The sequence below is a fragment of the Chryseobacterium sp. MMS23-Vi53 genome (assembly GCF_047651245.1).
GTDB lineage: Bacteria > Bacteroidota > Bacteroidia > Flavobacteriales > Weeksellaceae > Chryseobacterium.
The window spans coordinates 963,700-981,376 of record NZ_CP180265.1; the positions used below are offsets into that span (position 1 = coordinate 963,700).

The 17,677-nt window shown below is 36.1% G+C and carries 14 protein-coding genes; all 14 read right to left on the reverse strand.

The annotated features are described in order from the left end of the window. Nucleotides 1-61 precede the first annotated feature (61 nt). The 14 genes from ACKX2A_RS04385 to ACKX2A_RS04450 all read right to left on the reverse strand — a co-directional run bounded on the left by ACKX2A_RS04385 (nt 62) and on the right by ACKX2A_RS04450 (nt 17,630). Entirely contained in the window at nt 62-1,495 is a 1,434-nt protein-coding gene (locus tag ACKX2A_RS04385) for a hypothetical protein (protein WP_415327816.1), read from the reverse strand. Between the two features lie 10 nt (nt 1,496-1,505). Beyond that, nucleotides 1,506-4,307: a hypothetical protein gene (locus ACKX2A_RS04390; RefSeq protein WP_415327817.1), complete on the reverse strand. Its 2,802-nt coding sequence runs from the start codon at nt 4,305-4,307 to the stop codon at nt 1,506-1,508. 10 nt (nt 4,308-4,317) lie between these two features. Further along, nucleotides 4,318-5,118 (reverse strand): Fn3-like domain-containing protein, encoded by an 801-nt coding sequence (locus tag ACKX2A_RS04395; RefSeq protein WP_228420551.1) that lies wholly within the window; start codon nt 5,116-5,118, stop codon nt 4,318-4,320. A gap of 80 nt (nt 5,119-5,198) precedes the next feature. Further along, entirely contained in the window at nt 5,199-5,744 is a 546-nt protein-coding gene (locus ACKX2A_RS04400) for a peptidoglycan-binding protein LysM (RefSeq protein ID WP_415327818.1), read from the reverse strand. 393 nt (nt 5,745-6,137) lie between these two features. Continuing rightward, on the reverse strand, nt 6,138-6,683 hold the full coding sequence (locus ACKX2A_RS04405) for a peptidoglycan-binding protein LysM (RefSeq protein ID WP_415327819.1): 546 nt from the start codon (nt 6,681-6,683) through the stop codon (nt 6,138-6,140). Nucleotides 6,684-6,885: 202 nt separating this feature from the next. Further along, nucleotides 6,886-7,428, reverse strand: a complete 543-nt coding sequence (locus tag ACKX2A_RS04410; protein ID WP_415327820.1) for a peptidoglycan-binding protein LysM — start codon at nt 7,426-7,428, stop codon at nt 6,886-6,888. Between the two features lie 494 nt (nt 7,429-7,922). After that, the gene (locus ACKX2A_RS04415; protein ID WP_415327821.1) at nt 7,923-11,834 is read right to left on the reverse strand and encodes a response regulator; all 3,912 of its coding nucleotides are present in this window, start codon (nt 11,832-11,834) and stop codon (nt 7,923-7,925) included. Between the two features lie 172 nt (nt 11,835-12,006). Further along, a complete protein-coding gene (locus tag ACKX2A_RS04420; protein WP_415327822.1) occupies nt 12,007-12,183 on the reverse strand; it encodes a hypothetical protein in 177 nt (58 codons plus the stop codon). A gap of 112 nt (nt 12,184-12,295) precedes the next feature. Continuing rightward, entirely contained in the window at nt 12,296-13,873 is a 1,578-nt protein-coding gene (locus ACKX2A_RS04425) for a Na+/H+ antiporter (RefSeq protein ID WP_415327823.1), read from the reverse strand. Nucleotides 13,874-13,959: 86 nt separating this feature from the next. Then, nucleotides 13,960-14,493 (reverse strand): dihydrofolate reductase family protein, encoded by a 534-nt coding sequence (locus ACKX2A_RS04430; protein ID WP_415327824.1) that lies wholly within the window; start codon nt 14,491-14,493, stop codon nt 13,960-13,962. Between the two features lie 42 nt (nt 14,494-14,535). After that, complete coding sequence (locus ACKX2A_RS04435; protein ID WP_415327825.1) at nt 14,536-15,453, reverse strand: helix-turn-helix domain-containing protein; 918 nt, start codon at nt 15,451-15,453, stop codon at nt 14,536-14,538. Between the two features lie 20 nt (nt 15,454-15,473). Beyond that, a complete protein-coding gene (locus tag ACKX2A_RS04440; RefSeq protein ID WP_415327826.1) occupies nt 15,474-16,232 on the reverse strand; it encodes an SDR family oxidoreductase in 759 nt (252 codons plus the stop codon). Nucleotides 16,233-16,354: 122 nt separating this feature from the next. Next, on the reverse strand, nt 16,355-17,260 hold the full coding sequence (locus ACKX2A_RS04445; RefSeq protein ID WP_415327827.1) for a helix-turn-helix domain-containing protein: 906 nt from the start codon (nt 17,258-17,260) through the stop codon (nt 16,355-16,357). Nucleotides 17,261-17,273: 13 nt separating this feature from the next. Continuing rightward, a complete protein-coding gene (locus ACKX2A_RS04450) occupies nt 17,274-17,630 on the reverse strand; it encodes a hypothetical protein (RefSeq protein ID WP_415327828.1) in 357 nt (118 codons plus the stop codon). Nucleotides 17,631-17,677: the final 47 nt, after the last annotated feature.

A 17,677-nucleotide genomic window follows, 5' to 3' on the forward strand; every position in this document is an offset into this window, starting at 1 on the left:
ATTCTATTCCTATGATTGATTTCAGTTTATATCATCTAAAATAAAAACTTTAAAGCTACTGTTAAATTGCGGTAAAGCTATAATAAACATTAATAGAGTAAGTGGTATTCTCCTTTCCAACCAAACTTTGGGCACCCGCAGCCGGTATGGTGTATCTTACGTTGAGTCCGCGATCCAAAACAGGTGTTCCGTTTAAGAGTATTTTTTGGGGAGTTTTGGATAGAGGAACATTTACGGAACTTCCATCCAAGCCAATTTGTAGTATATTGGAATTGATGTCGGTCTGGAGACCACCTTTCTTGAAATAATTTTCGTCCGATTTTACATAAACCTCAAAACTTTCATTATTGGATAAAATAATCTGGTTGGGGATCATTTGTGACTGGCCATTGTTGTACTGGGCAGCAGTATTGAAATTGAAGTTTACATTTCTCCCGGAACTGGGGATGATGATCTCCGACAGAGGAAGCACCTTTAACTGAACAGCCGTATTTTGTAAACTGTTAATTGTATTATCTGTACTTTTAGCATTGAAGTTCAGTTCAAATGTATACGTTCCGGCTTCAAAAAAAAGGTTTTGAAAATCGTCTGCATTCACATAAAGCCCCGGAGTGAAGTTATTTCTGTTTCCTGCTACGACATTGAAATTAGCTGCGGAAAAATTCTGAAAATCGGCAGACAAAGCCTTGGTCGTAAGTGCAGCTCCACTGCTACCTAATTTAATGGATGCTATACTTCTGGTTCCCGGAACACCCTTTGAAGAAGTGAACTGAATATTGGCAGCAGCAGTTTTCGCCCAAAAATTAAAATCAACTGTATGTGCAATTTCTGTATTCCCCAAATCCCACACCTTCGTGCTCGTATTGCGGTAGTCGTTTAAAGAAGATACTTCTATGTATTTCGTTAAAGATGTTGTAATCCATCTGATGGATGAAGGAATAACTAAAATTGTTTTAAAATTACGCGGTGTAAAATCATTATAATTCTGAGTAATATCCATGAAATAATTCCCAGCCCGGAATGCATTGGCTGTAAACTGAGCAGCTGGTATTTTAAACGTAAAATTGATATTTCCTTTGTTAAATCCTCCTCCGACACTGATCGATGGCGGTTCAAACCATTTTACAGCACTTGTACTGAACGACTGAAAACCTGGTAAAGAACCTGAATATCCTGTAGATGGCAACTGTCCTCCCATACTTTCCAACTGCCATAGAAGCGTAGAACTGGGTAAGGTGGATGAGGAAGTGGAGTGCGTAAAAGTGGGTCCGGATACAGAGGTAAATGTAGGAGCTGTTGGAAGTAATCCCAAAAAGGCATAATCCCAGTTTGTTCTGTTGGCATTCGACATTACTCTTGTAGGTACTGAGGTAAATTCAACCCTGTTAAAAATATTATTTTCAGGAACCGACAGGTACACATCCTGAGCTTTCGTGATCGTAGACCCGGAAAACACAATAAAAATTCCTGTTAAAAAAGCCCTCTTCGTTTTCATACTTTTAAATTTAAAACTTTTTCACCTTAATATTGGTGTCTTTCTTCTTATATTCAAAAATTACGGTTTCCGCATAACCTTCTTTTGTCACCTTAATAGTTTGGATTGGGTGTGTGTAGCTGTATTTGTCATTCTCAATATAGAGATCGTATTTTCCGTCTTTCAGGAAAAACTCAAACTCATTTTTTTGATTAACCACTGCGGTATAAATTTTACTATCTTCACCTTTTGCATACACCATAATTCCAGTTACATCCGTTTCTACAGTATCGTAAGCTTGTTTGATTTCCGTTAATTTCCCACTTACCCTGATGTTTTTTACCAATCCCACTTTGCGGTTGATATTTTTATTTACCATAATGACAGGATCCATCATCAGTTGGGCACCCGAATTTTCGTTTACCTTCAGCGTATAATTACCTTCTGGCACATTCTGAAAAACAACTTTTCCATTTTTATCTGTCAATGCGACAAAATTGTCAAGTTTCACTATTTCATTGGCAAGTACCGATTCACCAGGCTCCAGAAGTCCATTGAAATTTTTATCTTCAAAGAACTGGAACGTCACTTTATGATTTCCAAGAGTCGTAGCTGCAGTAAAATATTTTTTAATCCCCACTCTGAACTGATAATAACTGTCACTGCTTGTATATTCAGCGGTAGATTTATAACCTGATAGGTTAAAATAACCTGTAGTAGACCAGGAAGGCGAAATTTTGTATTCCAGATTACCGCTCACATTGCTGTTTAAGTTTCGATAAAGTTCCGAATAGGAAGTTCCGGCTGAAAAAGATCCGATCAGATTATGATTAAGTATCTGAAAATTATACGAAGCATATACATTATAGTTGGCGAAATTACGGTCAGTATTATAATAAGAAGTTAAATCGAAGACACTTGTCGCGTTCCATTGAGCAGTTCCGTTTAGGGAAAAAGATTTATATCTGTAAGACAAAGTTGTTTTCAGACTGTTGAACCAATCGGTATGATTTTTCTCTTTTGAATAAGAATATTCCGCCGTGAAATTCAATCCGTGAGCACCAAACGTAGCACTTATGTTGGTTTCTAACCGATAAGAAAAAAGTTCCTGCGATGTATAAAAATTAGCTGTTTTCTGCCTTTCAACCTTTGGAGCCAGCAGAAAATTCCACTTATTTAAAGAAAACTGGTAACCTGATCCCAAAGATTCTGTACTGTTGAAATAATAGCGAAGATTTGCACTATTTTCAGGCTGGATGGGCGCGCTCTGGAAACTCAGGAACTCAGGATCTACCTGCGAATTCTGATATTGTATAAAAGCACGCTGTGAATCAGAAAACTGGCGGCTGATTCGTTGATTTGAGATTAAAGATCCCCTTCTAATTCCTGCATAACTTTTGGTAGCAAAAGAATTAAAAGACTGGATATCCCATTTCCCTATTTTTCCTTCGTAATTAGCTCCTATTAAAGCTCCCGTGTTTTCATCTCTGTTTGAAAGACCTTTTTCTTGGCTCAGCCCCAGCTCAGTACGGATAGCATGTTTATCGTTAATTAAATATGATGCTGTCGCGTTCGCTACCTGCGTATCTATGTTAAAGCGCGGATCATGGTCGAAGATATAAGACACCTTTCCATTGAAAGATTTAGCATTTCCAAAAGCATATTTTGCACCCGCCATGGTAGACCCTTTTGTTTGCTGGAAATAAGTACCATAAAGATTATAATTGCTTTCCAGTCCAAGAATTTCAACCTGATTATTTTGACCAAATTTCGCAGAAACTTTCCCGCCTCTTCCGAAAACCGGGTAATCGTAGTCATTACTATTAATATTTCCGACCCTTAATAGCGTATTCTTTCTCTCCAATTCTAACCAGGTATCATACAGATTATAACGGCCGTCAAGATAGTAATCTGCACCCAAATTGAAGCGCGATTTCAAATTTTCAGTTACCCGAAATGCTGTGTTTCCCCTCAATTGAAGGTAATTAAAGCCTGAACTGTTTTCATTATAGCTCAATTCCGCAAAATTACTTCCGCTTACCGCTTCGTTTCCGCGAGAAACTTGCCTGTTGTGTGATAAAATAACTAAGTAGAGCGTGTTACTTCCCACGATTTTATTATCAAGCAAATCTGTGGCAATTGCATTAATATTAAATTCAGGATAAAGCGTATTCTGTTGTCTGACTCTGATTTTAATTTCAATTATTTGTTTTTCCAAACCTTCCAGAGATACGGTTTGTTGTTTGGGCATCATCTCTAAACCATCAGGAATGGACTGCAAATCAATCTTAACGTTTTTTTGACTATACCCCTGGTTTTCTACAATTAGCTGAATTGAGGATTCAGGTAGCGCAGGATTAATAAAATTTTCATAAGTTGCCGTATAAATTGCGACGTTTTTGTTTTCTTCCTTTACAACAAAAAATGAAGCGCTTTCAGTCTTGGTTACGGTTGGCGTGGTGTATGAAATGTTAAATTTGATCTCATTGGATCTCAGTTTCATAAAATCCACGTTGGCAATAAGCTTCACAGGAAGACTTTTAGACTGACCTGCATCTAAGGTAAATTCATTTTTAGGATAAAAAAGCAATCCCGGATATTTTTCTGCAGGGATAATATTCTGAATGGTAATCGTTTCGGAACTTTTATTCTCAATAACCAAAAAGTCAGTAAAAGTAGAGCCTTTTTCAACTGCTACACTTTCATTCTCAAAATGGATTTGGATGTCCTTCTTTTCCTGCGCAAAAGCAAGCGAAAAGTTCAGAAGAACAAAAGCAAAAAATAAGATTGTTCTTCTTAGGACTGATATCGATATTCCATTCTGTGGTTTCAAGATGTAATTTTTAAAATTTAAAGTTTTTTTCGCCTACACGTAAATCATTGGATTCTGCCATTTTGATAATCGCCACACCAAGGAAGTTTCCTGAAAGATTCTCTGGCAAAGAAAATTGAACGGTCTGATTGGTATCAGGAAGCATCGAAATGGAAATGGCGGGTAATTTTATTTCCTTACCACTATCTGTGTCGGTTAATTCAAACGTAACTGTGGCATCATTGATGGTGTTTCCATCATTATGAATACTTACTGCAACTTTTCTGTCCGCTGCGTTGTTATTACTTACTTCTGAAATATTCGTAATATCCAGACTTTTTACATGGTTTCCCGGTGGCGTATAAAAGATGTGAAGTCCCACTTCAAATAAGGTGATAATACCAATACCATTCTGAATACGTGCTTTATCTGCCTGCTGAGGTAGCTGGGTGAAAAACAACATGCTGTTGGTAACGGCAGACTTTGATGCATTTGCGGGAATCTGCATGGTTACTACAATCTCCTTCGTACTTTTCGCAGGAACTGTTACAACGTTTTCCAAAGTCGAGATCCAGGAAGCATTGGAAGTTTTTGAACTGCCAGCATCAAGATAAACCTTATTTCCATCTTCTTCTCTCATCCAATCTTTATAGTTGAGATTAAAAACATAATCCTTGTCCGAGCTGTTTTGAAGTGTGACTGTCTGTGTCACTTTTTCTCCCGGATTACCGGTAAAAAACAAACGTGTAGGAGACATAGAAATGCTTTGAGCCAAAATTGAAGAAGATCCTGTAAGGATGAAGAAAATGAAAAGGTAAATAAACTTGTGCATGGTGTAAATTATTTAAAATAAAAGATTCCCAAAACTACTGAAAACGTAGCAAAAGGAACCTTTACAACTAAAAAAATTTATTATAAAGCGGTCGCGGTATAAGTAACTGTTTGCGTATACGTTCCGGCTGGTTTACCTAAGATATCAGAAGATGACGATTTTGACGCTGGAATCATGTAGTCCAAATTCAGTGTTAAGGCACTTCCAAGCGGAGCATTTGATACTAAAGTCTGATCCGTTGCAGATAAAACAACAGCGTTTTTTGTTCCTCCCATGGTTCCTGAAGCTGTAGCTGCCTTGATGGTCAGCACGTTAACTGGGATCAAATTGATTCCATTTATGAAATTTGCACCTCCTGCTTTTACTTTTACATTAAAGTTTTTTGTTGAAGTCACTTTCAAAGAGTTGGCTTTAGTGATGGTCTGGTCAGAGTTATAATCCGCTGCAGTTACATAGTTAAAGTCAACTGTATTCCCGATTGCAGTACTTCCCGCGTCGATGGAAATAACATCGTTAAGGGTAATATTTACCGTTGTTGTTGCGGTAGTGTTCTGAGCCTGAACATTGCTAGTTCCTAATATGATGGCTCCGAAAGTTAAGGCTGCGATTACGATTTGTTTTGTCATGATAATATTATTTTTAATTTTTATTCTTGTTTAATTGTCTTCTTTTGACATTACAAATCTACAGCGGCGGTAAAAGTTTCTTTGTAGGAGAAAATGTAAGTTCATGTAGTAAAATAACTACACGTATCAGTTAATAGAAAAGACCTCAACACTTGCTAAGTGTTGAGGACGTATATAAACTGCTGTTATTTCTATTATAAAGCTGTCGTAATATAAATTACCGTTTGCTTATAATTTATCTTTAGATTTTACAAAAAATATTTATGGATTGGTAAATTTGTTACCAACTTTTTGAATTTTCTCTATAGCGGAATCAATACAAACAAAATCAAAGGCCTCCCGCAGGAAGCCTTCGAAACACCAAATCACAAAATATTAATATGAAAAATTTATTTATAAAGCTGTTGCTGTATAAGTTACTGTTTGAGTATACGTTCCGGCCGGTTTACCTAAGATATCAGAAGATGACGATTTTGACGCTGGAATCATGTAGTCCAAATTCAGTGTTAAGGCACTTCCTAGCGGAGCGTTTGACACCAAAGTCTGATCCGTTGCAGATAGAACAACAGCGCTTTTTGTTCCTCCCATGGTTCCTGAAGCTGTAGCTGCTTTGATTGTCAATACATTTACGGGAATTAAGTTGGTTCCATTCATGAAATTTGCACCTCCTGCTTTTACTTTTACATTAAAGTTTTTTGTTGAAGTCACTTTCAAAGAGTTGGCTTTAGTGATGGTCTGATCAGAGTTATAATCCGCTGCAGTTACATAGTTAAAGTCAACTGTGTTTCCGATTGCTGTACTTCCCGCATCGATAGAAATTACATCGTTCAGGGTGATATTTACGGTTGTTGTAGCGGTAGTATTCTGAGCCTGAACATTGCTAGTTCCTAATATGATGGCTCCGAAAGTTAAGGCTGCGATTACGATTTGTTTTTTCATGATAATATTATTTTTAATTTTTATTCTTTTTTAATTGTCCTCTTTTGACATTACAAATCTACAGCGGTGAAAAAAGTTTCTTTGTAGTGGAACATGGAAGTTCATGTAGTAAAATAACTACACGGATGATTCATCCGGTTTAAATAAAAAACCCTCAACACTTTTTAAATGTTGAGGGCTTATATAAAATTGTTTTGTTTACCTACAATGCAGTGGCAGTATAAGTTACTGTCTGTGTGTAGGTTCCCTTAGGTTTTCCAAGAAGTATGTTTGATGCTTTTTCTGCCGAAATAGAATAGGCAATATTTAAAGATTGTTTGGCACCTGAACTTGCATTACCTACCAGGACCTGATCGGTTGTAGATAAAGTGACTTGATTCAGGGTTCCTGTTAAACTTCCGCCCGGTATCGCTTTTACCTGTAATATATCTACCGGAATTGCGTTGGTACCACTTACAAAGTGCGCGCCCTCAGATTTTACTTTTACATCAAAATTTTTGGAAGAAATAATGACTAAACTATTGGGGACTGTCACATTTTTTGAAGAATTATAATCTGATGTATTCACATAATTAAAATCTACAGTACTTCCCGAAGCAACAGATCCTGCATCCATTGAAATAACATCTCCTAAAATAATATTTACTGTTGAACTGACCTGTCCCGAATTTTGTGCCAGAAACAGGTCGGTTCCTAAAGCGATTGCTCCCAAAGATAAAGTTGTGATAAAGACTCGTTTTTTCATGATTGGCAATTTGAAGATTTGTGATATAATATTATCATTTAAAATTAATTAGCTTGACAAATATCATTAAAATCAAATTTAATAACATTATGTGACATGACCAAAGCCTTTTTAATCATTGACTTAGTATTATCATCATAAAATCTACGAATATTTCAATTTAATAGTTAATCCTACATCCGGTTTTCAAATTGCAAAAATACCTATCAGACTCTATACAGTAGAAATACCTGCAGTCCGTAAATCTCATTGGAGCTGGGAGGGATGGATTTTAATTTGATTATAATAAAAATTTACATCTTTTAGCTTCCTTTATTTTGTTCACTATTTCTTAACTGATTGATAAAGTATGAAGGGGTAACCTCTGTTTCCTTTTTAAATGCATTGGCAAACACCTCTCTGGAAGAAAAACCGTTCTATTCCGTAAGATAAGTGATTTTATATTCCCTGCTCTTTGTGTTTACTGATCTATGGTATCCTCTTTTTTATTTTTTTTATTGTATTAAACTTTTTATTATATCCAATCCTATTGTGATCTCTTCCTTAATTTCTTTTTCCATGGCTGAAAAATCTATATTTTCATCAGCTTTTTTCTCCCATTTCAATGCACATTCTGAAAGTCTGAAAAGACCGGCAGTTCCGGCAGTACCTTTAAGCTTGTGAAGAACCATCTTGGCATCGGCTGTATTTTTTTCTGCCGCCACATTCCCAATATTATCCTTTGTCTGGATCAGCTCATTACTCACAAGATTTAAAAATATTTCTTTAAAATCTTCATCACCACCAATCTGATCATTCAGCATATCCATATCGATATATTTCTCCTTTACTACTTCAGATTCTTCAATTATATCTTTATTTTCTTCAACAGCAATATATTTTTTGAGCATTTCTGAGAGATCTGCTTGTCTGAGAGGTTTTGGAAGGAAATCATTCATTCCCGAGTCTATACATTTTTCTTTTTCTCCCAACACGTTTCCGGCTGTAACACCAATGATTGGTACATTTTTATATCCCGGTAAGAGACGAATCTGCCGCGTAGCCTCAATACCGTTCATTACAGGCATCTGCACATCCATCAGGATTATAGAGAAATTCTTATTCTTACACATTTCCAGTGCTTCAAGACCATTGACAGCTTCCGTTAAATTTGCATCGGGCACAAGAGATTTCATCATTCTGTTATTCAGAATCATATTTACCGGATTATCATCTACCAAAAGAATGTCCAGATCTTTCATAAAAGTGAACTGGTCTTTTTCAGAATATTTTTTAACAAGAACTTCTGTTACGCTACTCTGTGCCACACGTTTAAGTGTTTTATACAAATCATCAGATTTTATGGGTTTTAAGAGAAAATAAGAATTGTCTTCTTTACGGAAAGAATTAATGACATCATGCTCCTCCGAAGAAGTGTGAAGAATTACCAATGGTGCAGTCTCATTTCGTTCTTGAAACAATGTTCTGATCTTCTCAATTGTCTCCAGACCGGAAATCACCGGCATATGATAATCCATCAGAATGACATCAAAACGTTCCCCTTTAAGCAATATATGTAAAGCTTCCATTCCATTGGAAGCCAATGTAGCTTCTATATTTTTATAGATAAGCATATGCTGAAGAATGACTCTATTGGCTTCATTATCATCCACCACCAGCACTTTCTTTATTGTGAGATCATCATCTTCTTTTATTTCTGATATTTCGTAAGGAATTTCAATGTCGAAGAAAAACACAGAACCTTTTTCAGGTGTACTGATCAGCGACAGTTGACTTCCCATATAGCCCAGAATATTGTTTGATATGGTAAGACCAAGACCGGTTCCGCCGTAACGTTTGCTGATAGAACTGTTTTCCTGAGTAAAAGCATCAAAAATATGTTTCTGTTTCTCGACAGGGATGCCTATTCCGGTATCTCTTACAGAAAACCGCAGAGTAATATTTTGATTATCCATACGCAGCTTTTCGACTTTCAGCTCAATTTCGCCCTCTTGTGTAAATTTAACAGCATTGCCGAGAAGGTTAATGAGGATTTGCTTTAATCTGGATTCATCGAGTAACAGTGCTTTCGGAAGTCCGGGTTCTATATTAAGAAGAAGCTCAATATCTTTTTTCTGAGATTGGTACAGAATGACATTAATAACCTGACTCACCATATCGTAAACATCGCTTTTCTCTATCAGAAGATCCATTTTACCGGATTCTATTTTAGAAAAATCCAGAATATCATTAATAATACTGAGAAGATTTTCCCCGGATTCATTAATATAGTTAAGATATTGATTCTGAATTTCATTGAGTGGAGTTCTTAAAAGAAGATCAGAGAATCCTATGATTCCGTTTAAAGGAGTTCGGATTTCATGGCTCATATTCGCAAGAAACTCTGATTTTGCCTTGCTTGCGGTATCAGCGGTTTTTTTTGCATTTTTAAGCTCTTCATTAATATGTACAGCGTTGGTAATATTCTGTACAGAGACAATGACCCCTCCTATTTCATTATCCGAAAGATACCAAGGGCCCACCTTAAGATCAAAATGCTGTATTTCTTCCTTACCATCAACACTGATTGCAAAATCTTCATTAATGTAAGTTTTTCCCTGCAAAGCCGCTCGATAAATTTCTTTTCGTTCTTCAGGAACATTGGGAGATATTACAAAAAGATTCTTTCCGATAATATCCTTTTCATTCATGTTGAAATCATCTCTCCATTTACTGCTTGCAGAAATATAATTAAGATCTTTATCAAACATAGCCACAGCAACCGGAACATACGTAACAAACGACTGCATCATCGCTTCATTTTTGGTAATTTCAAGGAACATTTTTTTGAAAACATCTATATCCTGAATAATACCAAAAACCCTGTTGCAGACTCCATTTTCGAACTCCGGAATTGCTTTCACCCTTACCCAGATCATAACGCCGTCGTTACGAATAAGCTGAAATTCCTCATCATACGGAATTCCCTCTGTCACCGCCCTGTTGAATAAGAACCTTACCCTTTCTCTGCTTTCTTCTTCATAGAAACCGATAGCATTTTCGAAATTCGGCTGAAAATTATCTTTTATTTTATGAATCTCTTTTGTACTTTGAGACCAGAACACCGTGTTTTTTACAAGATTGACTTCCCAGCCGCCTACCTGTGCTACCGAGCTGGTCTGCTCCAACATTTTCTTAGTATATATCAAATCCTTTTCAAGAGTCATCCTTTCGGTGACATTCAGTGCTGTGCTTACAACATAAGATTTACCTTCCTCATCCAGCTCAACAAGGTTATGATACATCCAAATCAGTTCTTCCCCTTCTTTGGTTTTCAGAATCATATTTCCAAAATCCTCTCCGTTCTGTTTGATGCGCTCCAGATATTGTTGTAAAGCCGGCCAGTTCTGTTCGGGAACCAGATCTTTAAGATTAAGATATTTAACTTCATTCTCAGAATAATGCAATGTTTCTCTTCCTTTTTGATTAACAGCCAGAATATTGCCTTCCATATCATGCATACTCATCAAACCGATGGCATTTTCAAAGAAACTCCTGAAACGTCTTTCGGAGCTTTCCAACTGACGTTTTTCTTCCGTTTGCTCAGTAATATTGATTCCGAAGCAGAAAATCTCAGAAAGTTCTTTATTGGGTTTCAATACCCACTCTACAATCACAGAACTGCCGTCTTCAATGATTGTAGAGGTAGTAAAAGATACTTCGTTGGAACTTTTCGGAAAATCTTTAAGCTTTGAAAGTTGTTCGTTATTGTCTTCACCGAAAATTTGGCTAAAATCCAGCCCGAACGCATCTTCTTTTTGCAACGAGAATATTTTTTCGACTACGGGATTGAAATCTTTAAGCTTCAATTCTTCATCCAAAACACAGATCAGATTATTCGATATATTAAAGAGCTGCTGAAAATATTCTGCATAAATGGTCTTTCTCTTGGCTGTTAAAAGCTTACCAATAACATCTGCAAGTTTTTTAAGTGCTGTAATCTGACTGTCTGTTATAGTTCTGGGTTTATAGTCAATCACACAGATTGTTCCCAGCGCAAAACCTTCGTCATCAATAAATGGTATCCCTGCATAGAACCGTATTCCTCCTTCAAGAATTAAAGGGTTGTTTCTGGATCTGTCATCCAACAGGGTATCATTAATAATCACAACCTCTCCGCTTGCTATTGAATACTGGCAAACCGTATTTTCCCGTTCTACAGAATCGATCTCCATGCCTATACAACTTTGGATAGTCTGTGTCTCGCTTTCCATGATCGAAATTAAAGATGCGGGACAATCGGCGATAAGACATGCGGTTTCTACAAAAACATCAAATTGAGGGTCTTTACCAAAATTCAGGAGATCGAAAAATTCTAATTTTTTCAATCTTCCTATCTCATTATCAGGAATGATATACTTTGTCATAATAACGACTAAAATATTTAAAATAAAATAAATATCATTACAATATTTTTAAAAATATCATTTTATAGATACTGCAAAATTACAAATATTATATATCACTATTTATAGAAAATTTGCTTAAAGCAATTTCATTGAGTCATTTGATAATTCAAAAATCTATTAAATCATAGAATTAAACAGAACCGACATCAGAAACCAAATATAAAATATTCATTTCCAGTATTTTAATAATAAAAAAACGAATCTTAGAAACGAGTACAGATGTAGTTTTTGCATGAAATGAGGTGATCACAAACACATTTTCACGAAATGTATTTCTAAAATCTAATGGTGTAAGTCTGGGAATCATTTATCAGAAAACTTTTCTCTGAAAGTAAGGATCTAAAATCAAAAAAAGTCCGTTACCATGAGTGGTGAGACGGACTCTTTTTATTCAAAACTTAAATAATATTACAACGAAATTAACCTTTCATATTCAATCTTTCCTCCTGCAAATCCAATAGTCTCAGATGTTTCCTGATAATATTCTCGTCCAGTAAGAGTTCTTCACGGTTTTTATTGATAAGCCAGCTTCTTTGAGCGTCGAGTATGTCAATATAAATACGTCTGTATTCCTCATAATTCAGAATGATTTCAGAACTGCTCAACTGGTTTTCGTATTTCTGCAATTGATCTTTCAAAGCCGGAAAACTTTCTATTTTATCTGCATAGTCACTTCGGATTTTATCAATGGCTACTTTTGCCAGATTGTTTAGAATTTCATAATCGATCTCTTTTGCACTTCTTGTAAAATCTCTGTCTACCGGCGGAAATCTTTTAAGTAAAAAAGGAAGAGTAAGCCCCTGTAATAGCAGCGTCAACAGAATCACAATAAATGTAATGAAAAGAATCATATTTCTTTGTGGAAACGGAGAGCCATCATCTAACGTCAGGGGAATGGAAAGCGCCGCCGCTAAGGAAACCACCCCTCTCATCCCGGTCCATCCAATAATTAAAGGAGTCTGCCACCCAGGTGACTGCGGATCGGCAACAGTAATAAAATTTCTCATCACTAAGGTTGTAATGAGTGCCCCATACCCTGCTAAAATCCTGACAATAATAAGCACTACGGTGACTACAATTCCGTAACCGATGGCAGTGTAAATATCTGTGTCGCCCAAGCCTGAAACAATTTCCGGTAGGTCTAAACCGATCAGCATGAAAACAATCCCGTTCAACAGAAAACAAAAACTTTCCCAAACGGTTACCGTACGTATTCGCGACGCACTGCTTAAAAAATCATGACTACGGTAAGAAAGAAATAGTCCGCCAGTAACCACTGCCAAAACTCCGGACGCATGAAGCTGTTCTGCCGCCAAATACATGGAGAATGGTGCAATAAAGGTTAGCAGTATATCTATATTGGCGTCAGTAGGCAATATTTTATGTATTTTCAAAAAAACATACGCAATACTAAGTCCGATTCCTAAACCTCCGAAGCACATCCATACAAAACTTCCCGCCGCTTCATGCCAGACAAACTGTCCTGTTGCAGCAGCAATCATCGCAAACCTGAAAATGATCAACGAAGAAGCATCATTCAGCAAACTTTCGCCCTCAAGAATGGAAGCCAGCCTTTTCGGAACTTTTACAAACTTTAAAATTGCTCCGGCGCTCACTGCATCAGGCGGCGAAACAATACCTCCCAACAAAAAACCAAGGGCAAGAGAAAATCCCGGAATAAAATAATTGGCAAAAACAGCAACTGAGAGCGCTGTAAAGAAAACCACTACAAAGGCAAAGCTGAAGATAATCCTGCGCCATCGCCATAGCTCTTTCCAAGAGGTTGACCATGCCGCTTCATACAATAACGGAGGTAAAAAAATAATAAATAATAATTCGGGTTCTATCTTAATGGGTGGTACTCCGGGAATAAAACTTATGACAAGTCCTGCCAACACCAGTAATACCGGATATGCGACTTTAATCTTATTGGCCAGCATGATGAGCATCGTAATTAAGAAAACCAAGAAAAGATAAAATTCAAAGTCTTTAAGCATATACAAAATTTTAGATACTTAAATATATATATTAAATTCTTAAAAAATTTTACACTTCTACGGAATTTTCCCCTTTAAAAAACTAATTATTTTTTTCGTTCATACTTTAGCTGTACCAATCCTGTTTCAAATGTTTTTGCCGTAATGAATTCAAGCGCCTGCTCCGGTCTTCCGTCTTTGAAAAGCTTTGTTCCGTTACCTAATAAAATCGGGATCACTGAAATTGTAAACTCGTCGATCAGATGATGTTTCAGCAGTTCATTTATAATTTCGGCACCACCGTCACAATATATATTTTTTCCTTTTCCAGATTTTAGATGGTTGATTAATTCTGCTATATCTCCTGTATAGAAAGTCGTTCTGCCTACTTTTGATCTTTCGGTTCCTGTGATAACGTAAACATCCCTTTGGCCATTGTCATAGTGAGACGGGCCGATTTCTTTAAGTACATAATCGTAGGTTTTTCTGCCAATAATTATTGTATCAATTTGTGAAGTAAAGTCCGCGTAACCGTAATCTTCCCCTTCTTTTTCTACCATTTTCAAAAAACTGAGGTCATCGTTTGGTTTTGCTATGTAGCCATCTAAACTCATAGCAATGAAAAGTGATAATTTTCTCATTGATTTTAATTTTAATATTTCTGCAAATTTACTTTTACACAACTAATTGAAGCCAGCCCTAAACTTTAGCGGACTTTGACTGGTTTTAGCTTTAAATAATCGACTGAATGACTGTGAATATTCAAAACCTAATTCGTAGGCTATTTCTGAAATTGATAAATTAGTGGTAGATAATTTTTCTTTTGCTTTTTCAATGATCTTGTTTTGGATGTGCTGTTGTGCATTTTGTCCTGTTAAAGAGCGTAACATATCACTCAAATAGCTTGGCGAAAGATGGAGACTTTCTGAAAGATGCTGGACGGTCGGGATACCTTGGGCAGTCAGATTCTCATCTTTAAAAATTTCTTCTAAAATTTCCTCCATTTTTAGCAACAGGTCGTTATTTACTTGTTTTCGGGTTATGAATTGTCTCTTGTAAAATCGGTTGCTGTAATTAAGCAAAGTTTCAATCTGTGAGATCATGACATCTTGACTGAAATCATCAATTCTGCTTTGTAATTCTTCATCAATATTTTTGAAAATTGAAATAATAGTATCTTTTTCCTTATCTGAAAGATGCAATGCTTCATCCGCAGAATAAGAGAAAAAGCCATATTGCTTTATCTTATTTGTCAAAGGATAAGATAATAAAAAATCAGGATGAATTAATAAAGTGTAACCAGAATGGTCGCCATTATTATCGCTATTTGCAGTAATCTGATTAGGCGATACAAAAAACAGTCCGCCTTCATCAAAGTCGTAATAATGTTGTCCGTATTTTAGCTGCCCGGTAAGATTTGATTTATAAGAGATCTTATAAAATGCCGAAGTTCGCAGATCCGCTATGCTGCTGTAATCTATCTTTCTATTGGTATTGTCAAAAAAACTAATCAACGGGTGCAAGGGTTTAGGTAACCCAAGCATCCGGTGCAACTCTGTAAGTGAATTGTAATGGTAAGGAATATTTTTGTCCTTTTTCATCTCGTAAATTTAGTGATTTTCTACCACGGAATTTCGCCGCTGTCTGTATTCATATCTTCCGAGAAAAATTTACCTGTAGGTCCATCATCACCAACAACCGCATATTTTACAATCCTTTTACCGGCGTCTTCAACAGAACCTTGCCCTAAATTATGGTTAAAATCTGTTTTTGTAGAACCCGGGCTTACTGCGTTTACCTTGAAAGGCGTGTCTTTTAATTCATACGCCAATACAATGGAGTACATATTTAAGGCTGATTTTGATGATTGATATACCGAGCCTTTATGATTGTAGTGAATAAAGTGTGGATCGCTGTGCAAAGTGAGTGACCCTTGGCTTGAACTTACATTGACAATTCTGGGTGCCGGAGAATTGCGCAATAGATCCAAAAATGCCTGGGTAACTCTTATCACACCATACACATTAACCTCATAGACTTTCTTGTAGACATCAACACTTGTCTCTATAGCAGTATGCATCACCGGTTTGCCATCGCTAAATTCTATTCCATTGATACCGGCATTATTGATCAGTACATCCAATACCTGTGTTTTCTTACCCAATTCAATCCGGGCATTGTTTACCGAATGCTGTTTGGTAACATCTATTTCTAATAATTCAACATTGTTCAGACCTTCATTTTTTAATTTTTCGATGGCTTGTTTACCATTATTTAAATCTCTGCTCCCCAAATAAACATAATATCCCTTTTGTATCAATTGTTTTGCTACCTCTAAACCGATGCCTTTATTTGCACCTGTAATTAATGCCTTTTTCATTTCTCAAATTTTAAAATATTTGAAGCAAAGATCATTATATCTAAAATGCTATTTGTAACCCAAGTGAGGTTTCTTATAACAAAATCGTAGACGTCTTTAGTTCAGTAAAATTTGAGTGATGTTTATTTATTGAAACTGGCTCTAAACTCCAGGGGACTTTGACTGGTCTTTTCTTTAAACAGTTTGCTGAATGATTGGATATGTTCAAAGCCTAATTCATAAGCAATCTCACTTATCGTTAAATCCGTTGTCGACAATTTTTCCTTTGCTTTTTCAATCAGTTTTTCGTGAATGTGCTGTTGGGTATTCAAGCCCGTTAATGTTTTGAGTAAACTACGCAAATAGGTTGGCGAAACATTTAAGTTGTCTGAAATGTATTGAACGGTCGGCAATCCTTTTGAAACCAAATCATCACTGTTGAAATAATCTGAAAGTAATACTTCCAACCGGTCGAGGATTTGATGGTTGGTTTTCTTACGTGTGATAAATTGTCGCTGGTAAAACCGTTCCGAATAATTCAACAATGTTTCTACATGTGAAATGATGATGTCCTGGCTAAACTGGTCGATGTTTGTTTGATATTCATTTTTAATATTTTCTACAATTCCGTTGATAATAGTTTCTTCCTTATCCGATAAAAACAAGGCTTCATTGGTAGTATAGGCAAAAAAATCGTATTGTTTTATTTTTTTAGACAAAGAAGTATTCCATAAAAAATCGGGATGGATAAACAACATCCACCCTTCAATATTTTCTGGAATGTTATCACTTTCTCCACGTAAAATTTGCCCAGGTGATAAAAATGCCATCACTCCCTCATCAAAATCGTATTGTTGCTGTCCGTAAATCAATTTATCGCAACCTCTCTTTAAAGTAATCACATACAAATCAAATAGTACAGCAAAAATTCCTGTATCTTTTTTTTGTTTGGATAAGTCAATGAGTTCAATCAAAGGATGATGCGGTTTAGGCAAACCCATTATTTGGTGCAACTCAGAAATAGTTTTTATTCGGACTGGTTTCTCCATAATGCAGATTTGATTAATTTTTTAAAAACGGGTATTTCAACCAAATCAACACCAAAGGCATCATTAAAAACGGAATTTCCAGCAACACCATTTTAAAATCCCCGACTCTCATTGCCAATGCCATAATTATTAATATGGAAATAGCATTGAGCATATTTCCCAAGAAAAATGTTCTGGGAATGAGTAACAGGATGCCAACTAATAATGTCACCGCACCAAAAATGGGTATCATTGTATCGGTAATGCCCAATTCGCCCATCATTTTCATCGCTTCAGGATTTTTTTTGTAATTAAATGTTTCCCAACCGTGTTTGAATGCCAGAAAAACCGACACTAATAACAATACCAAAGAAATTATACTTTTTACCATCGTTTTGTTTTTAAAACTTACTTTACTAATTTATTGAATTCTTTTAA